This is a genomic window from Streptomyces glaucescens, from assembly GCF_000761215.1.
GTDB classification, from domain to species: domain Bacteria; phylum Actinomycetota; class Actinomycetes; order Streptomycetales; family Streptomycetaceae; genus Streptomyces; species Streptomyces glaucescens_B.
Genome location: NZ_CP009438.1, coordinates 7,114,864 through 7,133,654, shown reverse-complemented (window position 1 = coordinate 7,133,654; position 18,791 = coordinate 7,114,864). Strand labels below are relative to the sequence as shown.

Genomic DNA, 18,791 nt, shown 5'->3' with positions numbered 1-18,791 from the left:
GTCCGGTCCTCACCGTTCTTCGTGGTCGCTGTCGCCGCGTGCGGCGTCTTCGAGTTCGCTCAGCACCTGTTCCTCCACCAGGTCCGCCAGGGCGGCGACGGTGCGGTTGACCAGGACGTCGCGGGGCGTGAGGGTCACGCCGAAGGTGTCGTTGGCGCGGGAGGCGATGAGCAGGGCGCGCAGGGAGTCGCCGCCCAGGGCGAAGAAGTCGTCCTCGGCGCCCACAGTGGTCTCCAGTGCCTCCTCCCACAGGGCGGCGACGGCCTCCTCGGTGGGGGTGCGGGGCGGTACGTGGTGGGCGGCCGGCTCCCGCGTCGCGGGGGCCGGGGCGGGCAGGGCGGCCCGGTCGGTCTTGCCGTTCTCCGTCAGCGGGAAGCGGTCGAGGGTCACGAACGCCGAGGGCACCATCACGCCGGGGAGGGTGCGGGCGGCGAGGGCCCGCAGCTCCGCGCCGGAGGGCGGTTCGGCGCCGGGGGCGACGAGCACGTGGGCCACCAGGCGCGGCAGCCCCGGCTCGTCCTCCCGCACGCTCACCACGGCGTCCAGCACCGCCGGGTGGCGCACCAGCGTCGCCTCCACCTCGCCGGCCTCGATGCGGTGGCCGCGCAGCTTGAGCTGGTGGTCGGTGCGGCCGAGGTAGTGCAGTTCGCCGCGGGCGTCGCGGCGGACCAGGTCGCCGGTGCGGTACATGCGCGTGCCGGGCGGTCCGAACGGGTCGGCGGTGAAGCGGGTCGCCGTCAGACCGGGGCGGCCCAGGTAGCCGCGGGCCAGGACCGGGCCGGCGAGCCACAGTTCGCCGGGCACGCCGTCGGGGACGGGGCGCAGGCGGGCGTCGAGGACGTAGGCGGCGGTGGCGGGCAGCGCGCGGCCGATGGGCGGTGCCTCGCCGTCCGGTGCCAGCGGGTCGGACCAGGTGGCGACGACGGTGGCCTCGGTGGGCCCGTAGGAGTTGACCATGCGGTGGTGCGGAGCCCACCGGGCGACCAGTTCGGCCCGGCAGGCGTCCGCGCCGACCACCAGGGTGCGCAGGTCGGGCAGGGTGCCGGGGGTGTCCGGCGGGAGGGTGGCGAGCGCGGCGGGCGGGAGCAGGGTGTGCGTGATGCGCGCGGTGCGCAGGACGCCGGCCAGTTCGGCGCCGAGCAGCGGGCCGGGCGGCGGTACGACGAGGCTCGCGCCGTGCGGCAGGGACATGCACAGTTCGAGCACGGAGGCGTCGAAACTGGGCGTGGCGAAGGCCAGCACGCGGTCCCCGGCGCGGACCTGGTAGTGCGCGGCCTCGGCGGCGGCGAACGAGGCCAGCCCCCGGTGGGTGACGACGACGCCCTTCGGGGTGCCGGTGGAGCCGGAGGTGTAGATGACGTACGCCGGGTCGTCGAGGTGCAGCGGGCGGACGCGGTCGGGGTCGGCGGGCCGGTGGCCGGGCGTGCCGTCGGGCGGTGCGGCGAGCAGGCCGGCGACCTCCTCGGCGGTGAGGGTGACGGCGGGGTCGGCGTCGCGCAGCATCAGCGCGACCCGCTCGGCCGGGTAGCCGGGGTCCACCGGGAGGAACGCGGCGCCCGCCTTGGCCACGGCGAGCTGGGCGAGGACCATGTCCGCCGAGCGCGGCAGGACCAGCGCGACGATGTCGCCGGGGCCCGCGCCGCGGGCGATGAGCCGGTGCGCCAGCCGGTTGGCGTGGGCCTCGGCCTCGGCGAAGGTGAGCTGCCGCTCGCCCGTGTCGAGGGCGGGCCGGGCGGGCCACCGGTCGACGGCGGCCTCGATCAGCGCGGGCAGCGTCGTCGGGGGCGGCGGCGGAAGCTGCGGGCGGGCCGGGCCGTGCAGCAGCCGGTGGCGTTCGCCGGGGGGCAGGACGTCGACCGTGTGCAGGGGGGTCCGGTCCTCCGTGCCGGCGAGCGCGGCCAGGGCGTGCGTGAGCCGGCCGGCCAGGGCGCGGGCGGTGGTCTCGTCGAAGTACCGCGGGTCGTAGCCGAGTTCGACGGTCAGCTCGTCGCCGGGCGAGATCACCACGGTGAGCGGGTAGTTGGTCGCCTCGCGGGCGTCGAGGTCACGTACGCGGACGCCGTGGGCGCCGGCGGTGGCGTCGCCGACCGGGTAGTTCTCGAACACCAGCAGGCTGTCGAACAGGGGTGTGCCGGGCGGCAGTTCGCTCCACTGGTGGAGGTCCGTGAGCGGGACGTGGTCGAAGCGCCGGTCCTCCGCGCGGGCGGCCTGCAGCTCCCGCAGCCAGGCGGTGCACGGTGCGGTCTCGTCCACGGTGACCCGCGCGGGCAGGGTGGTGATGAACAGGCCGGCGATGGTGTCCGCGCCCGGCAGGTCGGCGGGGCGGCCGGAGACGGTGGTGCCGAAGCAGACCTCCCGTTCGCCGCTGAAGCGCGCCAGCAGCAGCGCCCAGGCGCCCTGGACCAGGGTGTTGAGGGTGAGCCGGTGGCGGCGGGCGAAGTCGGTCAGCCGGGCGGTGCCGGCCGCGTCGAGCCGCTGGGACAGCCAGGTGCCCGACCGGGCGGCGGCGCCCGGGGCGGGCCTGCGGTCGTACGGCAGCGGGGTGGGCGCGGCGTGTCCGGCGAGGGCGGCCTTCCAGTGCTCCTCGGCGGCGGCGGTGTCCCGGCCGGCCAGCCAGGCGGCGTAGTCCGCGAAGGGCCGCCGCCGAGGCAGCCGCGGCTCGGTTCCGGCGGCGAGCGCGGCGTGCGCCTGGAGGACGTCCGACAGCACGTGGAAGACGCTCCAGCCGTCCAGCAGGACGTGGTGGAAGGTCCACACCACGCGCACCTCGTCCGGGCCGAGCCGGATCAGGGTGACGCGCAGCAGCGGGGGGCGGGCGAGGTCGATGCCGCGGGCGCGGTCCTCGTCGAGCAGCCGCCGCAGTGCGCTCTCCCGTCGCGCCGGGTCGAGGCCGCTCCAGTCGAGCCGGGTGACGGGCAGGCTGACGCGGCGGTGCACGGTCTGCAGCGGGGCCGGGCCGTGGCCCAGGGCGACGGCGGTGCGCAGCACGGGCGTGGCGTCCACGACGTGCTGCCAGGCGTCCGCCAGCAGCGCGGGGTCGCGCACGCCGTCGGCGACGAAGGTGATCTGCTCGACGTACAGGCCCCCGCCGGGCTCGTCCATGCCGTGCACGACCATGCCGGTCTGGGTGGGGGTGAGCGGGTAGACGTCCGTCACGTCGCGCCCGTCGCCGACGAGCCGGTCGACGGCGCCCTGGTCCAGGGCGGCCAGGGGGAAGTCGGACGGGGTGCGGCCGCCCGCGCCGGGCTCGGCGCAGTGCCGGACGATGCGGCGCAGTTCCTCCGCCGTCTCCCCGGCGAGGCGGGCGACGGTGCCGTGCCGGTGCACGCCCCGGGAGTACGACCAGGTGAACTCGAGCCGTCCGCCGGTGACGCGGCCGAGGACGTCGATGAGGTGCGGGCGGTCCGCCGAGCGGTCCATGCCGCCGGTCAGGCCCTCGTGGGGCGCCCGCAGCAGACCGTCCCCGGCCGCGTTCCAGTCCTGCTGCCCGAGGTAGTTGAAGGCCACCTGCGGCAGGGCGGGCAGCTCGCTCCCCGCCGTGGGGTGCAGGTGCCGCAGCGCGCCGTAGCCCACTCCCCCGCGCGGTACGGCCCGCAGGTTCTCCTTGACGGTCTTCAGCGCGGCGGCGAGGCCGGCGTCGCGGGGCACGTCGAGGCCCACGGGGAACATGGTGGTGAACCAGCCGACGGTGCGGGAGAGGTCGACGCCGTCGAAGAGGTCCTCACGGCCGTGGCCCTCCAGCGCGAGCACCACCCGGTCCTGTCCAATCCAGCGGGCGAGGACCCGGCCGAGCGCGCACAGCAGGACGTCGTTGACGCGGGTGCGGTAGGCGTCGGGCACCTCCTGGAGGAGGCGCCGGGTCTCCTCGGCGCCGAGGCTCACCGTCACGGTCTCCTCGTCGGCGGCGGTGTTGGAGCCGGGGAGGTCGGCCGGCAGGGCGGTCGGGTGCAGGGCGCTCCAGTGCGCGATCTCGTCGTCGAAGCCGCCGTCTGCGGTGTGCGCGGCCAGGCGCCGGGCCCAGTCGCGGAACGAGGTGGTCTTCGCGCCCAGGTCGGGGGTGCGGCCGGCCCGGAGCGCCCGGTGGGCGGTGTCGAGGTCTTCGAGGATCACCCGCCAGGACACCGCGTCGACGACGAGGTGGTGGGCGGCCAGCAGCAGGACGGGCGGCCGGCCGTCGTCCCGGTGGCACAGGGCGGCCTTCAGCAGTGGTCCGCGCGTCAGGTCGAACCCGGCGCACAGGCCGGCGGCCACGGCGGCCGGCTCCTCGGGGGCGTGGTGCACCTCCAGGTGCGGGTCGGCGCCGGGCGGGGTGCCCAGTTGCCGCCACCGGCCGTCGTTCCGGGGTTCGTAGCGCATGCGCAGCGCGTCGTGCTGCTCCAGCACGGCGGCGAGGGCCGCGCGCAGCAGTGTCTCGTCGGTGCCGGGGGCCACCTCGAAGGAGACCGCCTGGGTGAAGTGGGCCGGATCACCGGTCAGGGCGTCGAACATCCAGTGCTGTACGGGGGTGAGGGGGACGTCACCGACGACGGGGCCCTGGTCGGCCGTGGCGGTGGCCGGGCCGGCCGGGGTGGGTGACGCGTCGACCGCGGCGGCGAGTTCGGCGACCGTCTGGTGACGGAACAGGTGACGCGGTGTCAGGGTCAGTCCGGCCCGGCGGGCCGCGGAGACGATCTGGATGCCGAGGATGGAGTCCCCGCCGAGCGCGAAGTAGTTGTCCGTCGCGCCCACCTCGGGCACGCCGAGGACCTGCGACCAGATCGCGGCGAGGGTCCGCTCGGTGGCGGTGCGCGGCGGCCGGGTGTCCTGCGTGCCGACGGCCGCGGACCACTCCGGTTCCGGCAGGGCTCGCCGGTCCAGCTTGCCGGTGGCGCCCAGCGGCAGCCGCTCCAGGGGCACCACGGCAGCCGGGACCAGGTGGTCGGGCAGGGTCCGGGCGAGGAACTCCCGCAGCTCGGCGGGGGCCGGCGTGTCGCCGGCGCGCGGCACGGCGTAGCCGACGAGGCGCTTGTGGCCGTCGTGTTCCACGACGCGTGCGGCGGCCGCGGCGACCTGCGGGTGCCGGGCCAGCGCGGCCTCCACCTCGCCGAGTTCGATGCGGAAGCCGCGCACCTTGACCTGGTCGTCGGTGCGGCCCAGGTACAGCAGGTCGCCGTCGGCGGTCCAGCGGACCAGGTCCCCGGTGCGGTACATGCGGCTGCCGGGCGGGCCGAAGGGGTCGGCGAGGAAGCGGCCGGCGGTCAGGCCGGGCCGGTTCAGGTAGCCGCGGGCCACCCCGGTGCCGGCGAGGTACAGCTCGCCGGGCGCCCCGACGGGCACGGGCCGCAGGGAGGCGTCGAGGACGTAGGCGCGGGCGCCGCCGACGGGCCGGCCGATGGGCGGGACCCGGTCCGGGTCGTCCGGGTCGCAGGTGAAGGCGGTGGCGTAGACGGTGGCCTCGGTGGGGCCGTAGATGTTCATCACCCGGCAGCCGGGGATCGCCGCGCGCACCTGCTGGACGGCGCGCGCGGGCAGTGCCTCGCCGGCCAGGACGACGGTGTCGGCCCCGGCCCGCACGGTGTCCTCGGCCAGCAGCCGGCCGAGGGCGGAGGGCACGGCGCTGAGCAGCCCCGCCCGCCACGGCTCGGGCCGCTCGGCGAGGGCCAGCAGGTCGCGGACGACCTCCACCCGGCCGCCGGCCAGCAGCGGCGAGAAGATCTCGAACACCGACACGTCGAAGTTGAGCGAGGTGGAGGCCACGACGTGGGCGAGCCCGCGGCCGGTGAACTCGGTGGCGGCCCAGTCGGTCAGTGCCACCACCGAGGCGTGGGAGACGACGACGCCCTTGGGCCGGCCGGTGGAGCCGGAGGTGTGGATGACGTAGGCGGGGTGGTCCGGCAGCAGCCTGCCGCGCCGCTCGCCGTCGCCGACGGGCGCGGCGGACGCGGCGGCCAGCCGGGCGGCGCAGTCCGGGTCGTCCAGGGCGATCCGCGTGTACGGGCCGTCCGGGAGCCGCGCGGAGGTCTTCGCGCAGGTGATCACCGCGTCGGGGCGTACGTCCTCGAAGAGGAACGCGATGCGCTCCGCCGGGTGGCCGGGGTCGACGGGCAGATAGGCGGCGCCGCTCTTGAGCACGGCCAGCAGCGCCACGATCAGGTCGGCGGTGCGGGGCAGCGCCAGGGCGACGAACCGCTCCGGCCCGGCTCCGGCCTCGATCAGCAGGCGGGCGAGCCGGTTGGCGCGCTCGTCGAGCCGGCGGTACGTGAGCAGGTCGGCGCCCGCGCTGACGGCCGGTGCGTCGGGGGTGCGGGCGGCCTGGGCCGCGAAGGCGTCCGGGAGGGTGCGCCGCGGGAGCAGCGCCCCCGGCCCGGCGAGGCGGTCCAGCAGGCGGCGCCCGTCGGCCGGTTCGAGCGGGGTGAGGTCGGCCAAGCGGCGGCCGGCGGTCTCGCCGTCGTCGGCGGCGAACCGGGTCAGGAGCGTGCGCAGGCTCGCGCCGATCCCTTCGACGGTGGCCGCGTCGAAGGCGGACGGGTCGTAGTCGAGGGTCACGGTGACGTCGTCACCGGGGGCGACGACCACGCTGAGCGGGTAGCTGGTCGGCTCGACGTCGCGTTCCTGCTCGACGGCGAGCCCGTGCCGGGCCAGGGCGCCCGCGTCGAACGGGTAGTTCTCGAAGACGACGATGCTGTCGAAGAGACTGGTGCCGCCGGGCACCTCGCTCCACGACTGCAGCTGGGCGAGGGACACGAAGTCGTGGCGCCGGGACTCCGACTGGGCGGCCTGCAGCTCGCTCAGCCACTCCAGCAGCGGGCGCTGCCGGTCGATGCGCAGCCGGGTGGGCAGGGTGTTGATGAACAGGCCGACCATGGAGGTCACGCCGGGCAGGTCGGCCGGGCGGCCGGACACGGTCGTGCCGAAGACGATGTCGTCACCGCCGCCGTAGTGGTGCAGCAGCAGCCCCCAGGCGCCCTGGAGCACCGTGTTGACGGTCAGCCCGGCCCGCTGGGCGGTGTCCCTCAGCCGCGCCGACACCTCCTTTCCGAGGGCGACCCGCACCGTGCCCGACGAGGACGCCCGGTGGGCGTCGGCGGGGCGCCGGTCGCGGGGCAGTTCGGTGGGGACGGCGAATCCGGCGAGGGTGTCGCGCCAGTGGCGTTCCGCCCGCGCGGTGTCCTGGCCGGCCAGCCACTCCAGGTACCGGGCGAAGGGGGCCCGGTCGGGAACCTGCGGGCGGCGGCCGGCGGTCAGGGCCGCGTACCGCTCGCACACCTCGTCGAACACCTGGGCCGCGCTCCAGCCGTCGAGCAGCACGTGGTGGAACGTCCACACCATGCGCACCCGGTCCGGTGCCAGCCGGATCAGCGCGAGCCGCATGAGCGGGGCCGCGCCGAGGTCGATGCCGGCCTCGCGGTCGGCGTCGAGGAGGGCTTCCGTCTCGCGCGCGCACCACTCGGGCGGCCGGCCGGTCCAGTCGTGGTGGGTGACCGGTACGACGGCCCGCCGCTGCACCACCTGGAGGGGTTCGGCGGTCTCCTGCCACACCAGGCGGGTGCGCAGGATCGGGTTGGCGTCGGCCGTGCGCTGCCACGCCTCGGCGAGCGCGTGCGGGTCGGTGACGCCGTGCAGGACGACCTGCACCTGGTTGACGTAGGTGCGGCCCTGCGGGTCCATGAGGCTGTGGAACAGCATGCCCGCCTGCATGGGCGTGAGCGGGTACACGTCCTCGACGCCGCGGCCGTCGCCCACGACCCGGTCCACGGCGGTCTGGTCGAGCCGGGCCAGCGGGAAGTCCGAGGGCGTGCGGCCGCCGGCCCGCGGGTCGGCGCAGTGCGCGACGATCTCCTCCAGGGAGCGCAGCATGCCCTCGGCGAGGGCGGCGACGGTCTCCGCGCGGTGGCGGCCGCCGCTGTAGTGCCAGGTGACCTCCAGCTCGTCGTCCTCGACGCGGGCCACCACGTCCAGCAGGTGGGGTCGCGGCGCCCCGGGGTCCTCCGCGCCGTCCAGGCCGCCGGGAACGGCCCGGACCAGCGCGGCGTCGGCGGCGGACCAGTCGAACCGGCCCAGGTAGTTGAAGCTGATGCCGGGCAGCGGGGCGGCGGCGAGCCGTTCGTCGCCCGCGAGGTGGCGCAGGGCGCCGTAGCCGATGCCCCGGTCGGGGACGGCCCGCAGCTGTTCCTTCACGGCCTTCAGCGCGGCGCCCCAGTCCCCTTCGGGCAGGTCGAGGGCGACGGGGAAGAGGCTGGTGAACCAGCCGACCGTGCGGGACAGGTCGAGGTCGTCGAAGAGCCGGTCCTCGCGGCCGTGCCCCTCCAGTCCCACGGCGACGGTGCGGCGGCCCGTCCAGTCCGCCAGCACGCGGCCGAGGGCGGTCAGCAGGACGTCGTCGACGCGGGTGCGGTACACGCCGGGGACCTTGCGCAGGAGTTCCCCGGTGCGCCGCCGGTCGAGGCGTACGGTCACGGCGCGCAGGTCGGCGACGGTGTTCCCGCCGTCGAGGTCCGCCGGCAGCGGTTCGGCGCAGTGGCGGGAGACCTCCGCCCAGTGGGCGCGCTGCGCGGCGAGGTCCTCGCCGGCGCGTGCGGTGAGCCGCCGCACCCATTCCCGCACGGACGTGGTGCGCTGCGGCAGCCGGACCGGCTCGCCGGTGCGGGCCTGCCGGTAGGCGGTCTCCAGGTCCTCCAGCAGGACGCGCCAGGAGACGCCGTCGACGATGAGGTGATGGGCCGTCAGCAGCAGGCGCGGGGGGCGGCCGCCGCCGGTGAAGAGGCGGGCGGCGAGCAGCGGCCCGGTGTCCAGGCGGAAGCCGGTGTGCGCCTCGTGGGTGAGGCGGGCCTCGGCCTGTTCCGCGGCGCCGGCGTCCCGGCCGGTCAGGTCGTGCACGCGCAGCAGCTCCGGCACCCCGGTGTCCGCGTCGGCGTACTCCTGGCGCCAGGTGCCGTCCGCGGCGCGGGTGAAGCGGGCGCGCAGGGCGTCGTGGTGGGCCCACAGCGCGGCCAGGGCGGTGTGCAGCGCGCCGGGGTCGACGTCCTCGCCCGTCTCGACGACCACCGACTGGTTGAAGTACTCCGGGCGCGGCGGCTCGGCGTCGAGGAACCAGTGCTGGATCGGGGTGAGCGCGACCTCCCCGGACACCGGGCCGGTGCCCGCGACGGTGGCGTCCGCGCCGGTCGCGGCGGCGGCCAGCGCGGCGAGCGTGGGATGGCGGAACAGGTCCCGCGGTGTCAGCGCGAGCCCGGCCGTGCGGGCCCGGGAGACGACCTGGATGCTGACGATCGAGTCGCCGCCCAGCATGAAGAAGTGGTCGTCGAGGCCGACGCGTTCCACGCCGAGCAGCTCGGCCCAGATGCCGGCGAGGACCCGCTCGGCCTCGGTGCGCGGCGGGCGGTGGGCGGTGTCGGACGCCGCCGACCACTCGGGTTCGGGCAGCCGGCGCCGGTCGACCTTGCCGTTCGCGGTCAGCGGCAGTTCGGCGAGGGTGACGAACGCGGCCGGGACCATGTAGTCGGGCAGTTCGGCCGCGACGTGGGCGCGCAGCTCGGCCGCCTGCGGCACGGCTGCCCCGGGAGCCGGCACCAGGTGCGCGACCAGGCGTTTGCGTCCCTCGTGCCGGGACACCGACACCACCGCCTCGGCGATCGCCGGGTGGGCGGTGAGCCGGGCCTCGATCTCGGCGGGTTCGACGCGGAAGCCGCGGATCTTGATCTGGTCGTCGGCGCGTCCCACGAAGTGCAGCGCGCCGTCCGCGCTCCAGCGCACGATGTCGCCGGTACGGTACATCCGCCCGCCGGGCGGCCCGTAGGGGTCGGCCAGGTAGCGGGCCGCGGTGGCGCCGGGGCGTCCGGTGTAGCCGCGGGCCAGACCGGCGCCCGCGAGGTACAGCTCTCCCGGCACGCCGGGCGGCTGCGGCTGGAGCGCGCCGTCCAGGACGTAGACGCGGGTGTCGTCCAGGGGGCGGCCGATGGGCAGCGCCGCGGGCAGCGCGTCTCCGGCGCGGAAGGCCTGCCGGGTGGCGAACGTGGTGGTCTCGGTCGGACCGTACACGTCGACGACGGTGAGGCCGGGGCAGGCGTCCAGCACGCGCCGTACGGCGGCACCGGGCACGGCCTCGCCGCCCGTCCACACCTCCCGGGCGCCGCGCAGGCAGGCGGGGTCCTCCTGGGCGAGCAGCCGGAACAGGCCCACCGTCAGGAACAGGCAGCTCACGCCCTGCTCGGTGATCGCACGGCGGACGGCGGCGGCGTCCAGGTCACCGGGCGGGGCGAGGACGGCGGTACCGCCGCGCAGCAGCGGCACCCACAGCTCGTAGGTGGAGGCGTCGAAGGCGTGCGGGGAGTGCACGAGGACGCGGTCGTGGCCGGCGAAGGCGCGGTCGAGGGCGAGCGCGGCGACGTCCCGCTGCCGCACGGCGACGCCCTTGGGGGTGCCGGTGGAGCCGGAGGTGAACATGAGGTACTGCACGTTGTCGGGGTGCACGCGCGGCACGGTGGTGGCGTCCGCGGTGGTGGCGCCGGTGTCCTCGTCCGGGCGCAGGACGCGCCCTTCGGGGAGGAGGCCCGCGGCCGTGCCGTGCCACTCGGCGTCCGTGAGCAGCAGGTCGGCGCCGGCCTCCGCGAGCATCGTGCGCAGCCGTTCCCGGGGGGCCCGGCCGTCGAGCGGGACGTACACGCCGCCGAGGCGGGCGAGGGCGAGCTGGGCGACCACGAGGGTGGCCGAGCGGTCCATCAGCACGCCGACGGCGGCCTCCGGGCGCACCCCGAGCGCGGCCAGCCGGCCGGCCAGTGCCGCCGCGCGGGCGTCGAGTTCGCGGTAGGTCAGCCGCTCGGCGCCGGCCAGCAGCGCGACGGCGTCGGGGGTGCGCTCCGCCTGCGCGGCGAAGAGGTCCGCGGTGGTCGCCGCGGGGGCGCCGGTGGCGGTGTCGTTCCAGGTGTGGAGCACCTGCTCACGGCGGGCGGCCGTCAGCAGGGGCAGGCGCGCGGGGGCGCGCCGCGGGGTGGCGGCGAAGCCTTCCAGCAGGACGGTGAGGTACTCGGCCATCCGCTCGATCGTGGCGGCGTCGAACAGGTCCGGGTCGTAGCCGAGGCGCAGCGCGAGTTCCGGGCCGGGGTAGGCGACCAGGCTGAGCGGGTAGTTGGTGGTCTCGATGCCGTCCAGGCCGGTCAGCCGCAGGCCGTGCGCGGCGGCGAGGTCGTCGTCGACCGGGTAGTTCTCGAACACGACGATGCTGTCGAAGAGGGCGGCCCGCTCGGGCAGGTCGGTGTACGCCGTCATGCGGTGCAGCGGCACGTGGTCGTGGCGGCGGTCCTCGCTCTGCTCCTGCTGGAGCCGGGCCAGCCAGGTGAGCAGCGGCTCGTCGCGCGGCACCCTCACACGGGTGGGCAGGGTGGCGATGAACAGGCCGGTGATGGCGTCGGCCCCGGGCAGCTCCGGCGGCCGTCCGGAGACGGTGGTGCCGAAGACGACCTCGTCGCGGCCCGCCTGACGGCCCAGCAGCACCGCCCAGGCGCCCTGCACCAGGGTGTTCAGGGTGAGGCCCGCCGTCCTGGCCAGCTCCGCGAGGGCCTTGGTGGCGGCCTGGGACAGGGTGACGCGCACCGCCCGCGTCGACTCCGCGCGGTGGCTCTCGCGCGGCTCGCGGTCGAAGGGGAGCGCGGTGGTCTCGCTCAGTCCGTGCAGGCGGTTCCGCCAGTGCCGTTCGGCCTCGGCGCCGTCCGCGCGCTCGCGCAGCCAGGCGACGTAGTCGCGGAAGGGGCGGCGGTCGGGCAGCGGCACCTGCGCCGCGCCGGACAGTGCCGCGTGGCGGGCGAAGACGTCGGAGAGGACCTGGAACAGGCTCCACCCGTCCAGGATCAGGTGGTCGAAGGACCACACGACGCGCACCGCGCGGTCGGAGACCCGGGCCAGCACCAGGCGCTGGAGCGGCGCGCGGGTCAGGTCCACGCCTCGGGCGCGGTCGCGGTCGAGCAGGTCGCGCAGCCGCTCGTCCCGTTCGGCGGCGGTCAGGCCGCGCCAGTCGGGCAGCTCCACCGGCACGGCGGCCCGGCGCTGCACCACGAGCAGCGGCTCGGGCACGTCCTGCCACACCACCCGCGAGCGCAGCACCGGGGTGCGGTCCGTGACCTGCTGCCAGGCGTCCGCCAGCGCCCGCGGGTCGGGCACGCCGTCGAGGACGAACGTCAGCTGCTGGAAGTACACGCCGCGGTCGTCCTGGGAGAGCCGGTGGAAGAGCATGCCGGCCTGGGTGGGCGTGAGGGGGTGGACGTCCTCCACACCGGCGGGGTCCTCCCCCGCGATGCGGTCGACGTGCGCCTGGTCGAGCCGGGCCAGCGGGAAGTCCGAGGGGGTGCGTCCGGCGGCACCGGGGCGGGCCGCGTACCGGGCGAGAGCGGCCAGCGCGTCGGCGTAGCGTTCCGCGAGGCCGGTGACGGTCTCCGGCCGGTGCACCCGGTCGGAGTAGAACCAGGTGAACTCCAGGCTGTCGCCGTCCAGCCGGCCCACGACCTCCAGGGCGTGCGGGCGCGCCGCCGACGGGTCGGCGTCCAGCTCCAGCGGGCGGACCAGCCCGCGGTACAGGCCCTCGGAGGTCCCGGACAGGCCGAACCGGCCCAGGTAGTTGAAGCTGATCTGCGCGCTGGTCGCCGGGAGGGGGGCGCCGTCGCGGCCCGGCAGGGTCAGCGCGCCGTGGCCGATGCCGTGCCGGGGCACCGCGCGCAGCTGTTCCTTGACCTGCTTGAGCACGGCGTCCCAGGACGCCTCCGGCGGGACGGCCAGGGCGACGGGGTGGCGGGTGGTGAACCAGCCGACGGTGCGGCTGGTGTCGACGTCGGCGAAGAGGTCCTCACGGCCGTGGCCCTCGACGTCGACCAGGACCCGGTCGTGCCCGCTCCACCCGCACAGCACCCGGCCGAGGGCGGCGAGCAGGACGTCGTTGGCCTGGGTGCGGTACGTCTCCGGCAGGGTCCGCAGCAGCGCTTCGCTGTCCCGGGCGCTCAGCCGCACCGTCACCGACCGCTGGGAGGCGTAGGTGCCGGTGCCCTCCCGGTCCGCGGGCAGAGCCGCCCGGGCGCCTTCGGTCTCCCGGATCCAGTACGCCTTCTCCTCGTCGAAACCGCCGGCGGCGGTGTGCGCGGCCAGGCGCTCGGCCCACTGCCGCAGCGGGGAGGACTTGCGGGGCAGCGCGGCCGCCCCGTCCCGGCCCTCGCGGCGGGCGCGGTAGGCGCGTTCGAGGTCGTCGAGGAGCAGGCGCCAGGAGACTCCGTCCACGACGAGGTGGTGGACGGACAGGTGCAGGACGGGCGGCCGTCCGGGTCCCCGGTCGTGCAGCACGGCCCGCAGCAGCGGCCCGTCGCCCAGGTCGTACGGGCCGAGGTGCGGGGTGTCGGTGTCCGGGCCGGTGTGGTGGGTGAGGCGGCAGCGGACGGCCGGGCCGTCGATCAGCCACCGTACGCCCGTGTCACCGGCGAGGAAGCGGGAGCGCAGCGCGTCGTGGTGGGCGACCACGTCGTCGAGGGCGGCTTGGAGCGCACCGGCGTCGACGTCGGCGGGCAGTTCGACCGAGAGCGTCTGGGCGAAGTGTCCGGCCCGCTCGGCGGCGCTGTCGAAGAGCCAGTGCTGGATGGGGGTGAGCGGGGCGGTGCCGGTCGCCTCCACGGGGGCGGGCGCGGCGGCGGCCCGGTTGCCGCCCGTCTCGTCGGCGCGGCGGGCCAGGGCGGCGACCGTCTGGTGCCGGTAGACGTCCCGCGAGGTGATGGTGAGGCCCGCCTGCCGGGCCTGGGCCACGACCTGGATGCTGAGGATGGAGTCGCCGCCCAGCGCGAAGAAGTTGTCGTCCGCTCCGACCCGCTCCACGTGCAGGACGTCCGCCCAGATGGCGGCCAGGGTCCGTTCGGTGGGGGTGCGGGGCGCGACGTGGCGTGCGGCGGGTTCGGCCGGCGCCGGGTCGGGGAGCCGGCCGCGGTCCAGTTTGCCGTTGGGGTTGAGCGGGAGGGCGGGCAGCACCAGGACGGCGGAGGGCACCATGTAGTCGGGCAGGGTGCGCCCGAGTTCGCGGCGTACGGCCTCGGGCTCCACCCGGGCGCCGGGGGCGGGGACGACGTATCCGGCCAGGCGGCGGTGCCCGTCGGCGTCGCGGACGGTGGCGGCGGCCTCGGCGACGCCCGCGCAGCCGCGCAGGGCCTCCTCCACCTCGCCGAGTTCGATGCGGAAGCCGCGCACCTTGACCTGCTGGTCGACGCGGCCGAGGTATTCGAGCTGGCCGTCGGCGCTCCAGCGCACCAGGTCGCCCGTGCGGTACATGCGGTCACCGGGGGCGCCGAACGGGTCGGCGACGAAGCGGGCGGCGGTCAGGCCGGGGCGGCGCAGGTAACCGCGGGCCAGTCCGCCGCCGCCCAGGTACAACTCGCCCGTGACACCCGGCGGCTGGGGGCGCAGCAGGCGGTCCAGCACGTAGGCGCGGGTGCGGGCGACGGGCCGGCCGATGGGCGGGGCCTGGTCGGGGACGGCGCCGTCGGCGAACCAGGCGGTGGCGTAGACGGTGGCCTCGGTGGGGCCGTAGATGTTCGCCACCTCGGCCGCGGGCATGGTGTCCTTGATGGCCCGGACGGTCCGGGCCGGCAGGGCCTCGCCGGCCAGGACGACGGTGTCCGCCTCGACGGCGCCGTCGCCGGCGAGCACCCGGGACAGCGCGGACGGCACGCCGCTGAGCAGTCCGGCCCGGTGCGGCCCGGTGCCGTCGGCGCGGGCGGGGAGGTCGGCGAGGGCGGTGAGGTCGGCGACCACTTCGACGCTGCCGCCGGCCAGCAGGGGGCACAGCAGCTCGAAGACGGACACGTCGAAGTTGAGCGACGTGGAGGCCACGACGTGGGAGAACCCGCGCGAGCCGAACGTGTCCCTGGCCCAGGCGGCCAGCGCGGCCACGCTGCGGTGGCTGACGACCACGCCCTTGGGCCGGCCGGTGGAGCCGGAGGTGTAGATGACGTAGGCGGGGTGGGACGGGTGCAGCGGACCCGTCCGGTCGGCGTCGGTCAGGTCCGTGGCGTCGGCGTCGGCGTCGGCGTCGGTCAGGTCCGTGACGTCGGCGTCGGTCAGGTCCGTGGTGGCGGCACCGGCAGTGAAGGGTGCGATGTCCTCCAGGAGCAGCGGCTCGCAGTCCTCGGGGAGCGCGCGCGCCGTCTCACGGGTGGCGAGGACGAGGGCGGGGGCCGCGTCGGCGAGCATGAAGCGGATGCGCTCGGCCGGGTAGCCGGGGTCCACGGGCAGGTAGCCCGCGCCCGACTTCAGTACGGCCCACAGCACGGGCAGCAGGTCGGCGGTGCGCGGCAGGCACAGCGCCACCAGGGACTCCGGGCCCGCCCCGCGCGACGCCAGCAGCCGGGCGAGACGGTTGGCACGCCGGTTCAGCCCGGCGTAGTCCAGCCGCGTCTCGCCGCAGGTCACGGCGGTGCGGTCGGGGGTCAGCGCCACCTGAGCCTCGAACAGCGCGGGGAGGGTGGCGGCGTCGGCCCCGTCGCCGGCCGGCACGGGCGGGTTCCAGGAGTCGAGGAGCGTGCGCCGCTCGTCGTCGGACAGCAGCGGCAGTTCGGCGAGTGTCCGGTGCGGGCCGTCCGCCATGCCTTCGAGCAGGTGGTACAGCTGCCGGCTCATCCGGGCCACGGTCGCCGGCTCGAACAGGTCGGTGTTGTACTCGACCGTCAGCTCGCAGCCGCCGTCGGTACGCGGCGCGAACTCCAGCACGAGGTCGAAGCGGGCGGCCGGGCGGGGCAGCGGGTGTTCCTCGATGCGCACCCCGGCGGCCACCGGCGGCCGGGCGGGCGCCGCCTGCTGTACGACCAGCACCTGTACCAGCGGAGTGCGGCTGGGGTCCCTGGGCGGGGCGAGTTCCTCGACCACCCGGTCGAAGGGCACGCCGTCGTGGGCGAAGGCGTCCAGCACGGTCGCGCGCATGGTCTGCACGAACCGGTCGACCGTGGCGGAGTCGTCGACCTCGCCGCGCAGCACGACGGTGTTGGCGAAGAAGCCCGTCACGTCCTCCAGTTCGCGGCGGTCCCGCCCGTTGGTGACGGTGCCGAACGCCACGTCCCGCTGCCCGGAGTAGCGGGCGAAGAGCACGGCCGCCGCCGCGGCGAACACCGTGAAGACGGTGGTGCCGCGGCCCGCGGCCAACTGCCGCAGCCGGTCCACCAGGTGATGCGGGATGTCCTGGCGGTGGGCCGCGCCCGCGGTGGTGCGCACCGCGGGGCGGGGCCGGTCGGTGGGCAGTTCGAGCTGCTGGAGGCCGGCGAGGTGGCGTCTCCAGTAGGCGAGGTCGTCGGCGTCGGCGGTGTGCCGCTCGCGCTCCCACAGCGCGAAGTCCGGGTACTGCACTCCCGGCCGGGGCAGGCCGTCGGGTTCGCCGGCGGCTTCCGCGCGGTAGAACGCCGCCAGGTCCCGGGTCAGCACGCCGACCGACCAGCCGTCGGTGACGATGTGGTGCTGGGCCAGCAGCAGCACGTGGTCCCCGGTGGCCCGGCGGACGAGCAGCGCCCGGGTGAGGGGGCCGGTCGTCAGGTCGTGGGGCCTGCGCAGTTCCTCGGCCAGCAGGTTCTCCACGGCCTCGTCCCGCCGGTCGGCGGGCAGGTGTCCGACGTCGGCGGTGCGCAGCGGCAGGTCCGGCTCGGCGGCGACGAGCTGGACGGCCTGCCCGTCGACGGTGGCGAAGGTGGTGCGCAGGGAGTCGTGGCGGGCGGCGAGCCGGTGCAGGGCGCGTTCCAGGGCCGGCGTGTCGAGCGGGCCGCGCAGCCGCAGCGCCACTCCGGTGTTGTACTCGGTGCCGCCGTCGGCGAGGTCGTCGAGGAACCACAGGCGCCGCTGGGCGGCGGAGAGCGGTACGGGTTCCGAGCGCGGGGCGGGGGGGATCGGCTCCGACGGGGCGGCGGCGGACGGCTCGGCGGTCAGCGGGGCGAGCGCGGCGACGGTCCGCGCGGTGAACACGTCGCGCAGGGAGAGCCGGACGCCGAACGTCTCCCGGACGCGGGTCAGGGTGCGGGCGGCGAGGATCGAGTCACCGCCCAGGTCGAAGAAGTCGTCGGTGACGCCGACGGTGTCGACGCCGAGGACGTCGGCCCAGATCGCGGCCAGGGTCCGTTCGCCGTCGGTGCGCGGCGCGACGTACTGCTCGGCCGGGGCGCCGCCGGGTGCGGGCAGCGCCCGCAGATCGATCTTGTGCTGGGGGGTGAGCGGCAGCGCGTCCAGGACGACGACGGCGGAGGGCACCATGTGGGCCGGCAGGGCGGCGGCGAGGGCGGCGCGCAGCCGGGCGGGCTCGGGTCTGCGCGCGGGATCGGCGGGGGTGACGTAGCCGATGAGCCGGCCGCGGGCGGGTTCCTCGTCGCGGACCACGACGACGGCCTCGCGGACTTCCGGGTGCCGGACCAGGGCGGCCTCGATCTCACCGGGCTCGATGCGGAAGCCCCGGACCTTGACCTGCCGGTCGGCCCGGCCGAGGAACTCCAGCTCGCCGTCGGCGCGCCGGCGCACCCGGTCGCCGGTGCGGTAGAGGCGGGCGCCGGGCGGCCCGGAGGGGTGGGCGACGAACCGGGTGGCGGTCAGACCGGGGCGGCCGAGGTAGCCGCGGGCCAGTCCGTCGCCGCCCACGTACAGCTCCCCCTCGGTGCCGGGCGGCACCGGGCGCAGCGCCGCGTCCAGGACGAGGGCCTCGGTGCCCGGCAGCGGACCGCCGATGGCGGGGGTGCCGGTGCCGGCGGTCAGCGGTCCGGTCCAGGTGGCGACGATGGTCGCCTCGGTCGGCCCGTAGGAGTTGATCATGCGGCGGCCGGGTGCCCACCGGTCGACGAGCGTGGCCGGGCACGCCTCGGCCCCGACGATCAGGGTGCGCAGCGACGGCAGGCCGCCGAGGTCCGCGGGGTCGGGCAGGGTGGCGAGGGCGGCCGGGGGTATGAGGGCGTGGGTGATGCGGTGCTCGTCCAGGACGGCGGCGAGTTCCTCGCCCAGCCAGGGCCCGTGCGGCGGGACGACCAGCAGGGCGCCGGACAGCACGGAGACGCACAGCTCCAGTACGGAGGCGTCGAAGCTGGGCGAGGAGAACTGCAGCACCCGGTCGCCCGGGCCGACGGCGTAGCGTTCGGCGGCCGCCGCGGCGAAGCCGGCGATGCCGCGGTGGGTGACGGTGACACCCTTGGGGGTGCCGGTGGAGCCGGACGTGAAGATGACGTACGCCGCGTGGTCGGGGAGCGCCCGGCCCGGAGCCGGCTGCGCCGCGGGACCTTCGCCGTCGAGCAGCGCGCGGACCCGGCCGGGGTCGTCCAGGACGACGGCGGGCGCGGCGTCGGCGAGCATCAGCGCCCGTCGTTCGGCCGGGTAGTCGGGGTCCACGGGGAGGAAGGCCGCACCGGTCAGGGCCACGGCCAGCTCGGCGGCGATCAGTTCCATCGAGCGCGGCAGGACCAGTGCCACCGTCCGCTCCGGACCGGCGCCGCTCGCGGCGAGGTGTGCCGCGAGCCGGCCGGCCCGCCGGGCCAGTTCCCCGTACGACCAGGTGCTCCGGCCGTCGGTGACCGCGGGGGCGTCCGGGTCGCGCTTCACCCACCCGGTGAACAGCTCACCGAGCGGGAGGTGACGGGTGACGTGGCGCGCGCGGGCCGGCGGGACGGGGCCGGCCGGTGGGGAGGCGGGCGTGGCGGGGCGCTGGGCGTGCAGGTCCGTCATCGGGGTGCAGTCCTTCGGGCGGGAGCGGGCGCGCGGACCCGGCGCGCCGCTTCGGGGCGGCCCGCGGGCACACCGGAGCGGTGCGGGGTCCTTGCGTACGGGGCGGGTGCGGGGGG

The 18,791-nt window shown here is 76.5% G+C and carries 1 protein-coding gene; it reads right to left on the bottom strand.

Going from position 1 to position 18,791, the window contains the following annotated elements:
• Window positions 1-9: 9 nt before the first annotated feature.
• Window positions 10-18,675, bottom strand: coding sequence for a non-ribosomal peptide synthetase (locus SGLAU_RS30810; protein ID WP_043505854.1), 18,666 nt, complete (start codon window positions 18,673-18,675; stop codon window positions 10-12).
• Between the last annotated feature and the right edge of the window lie 116 nt (window positions 18,676-18,791).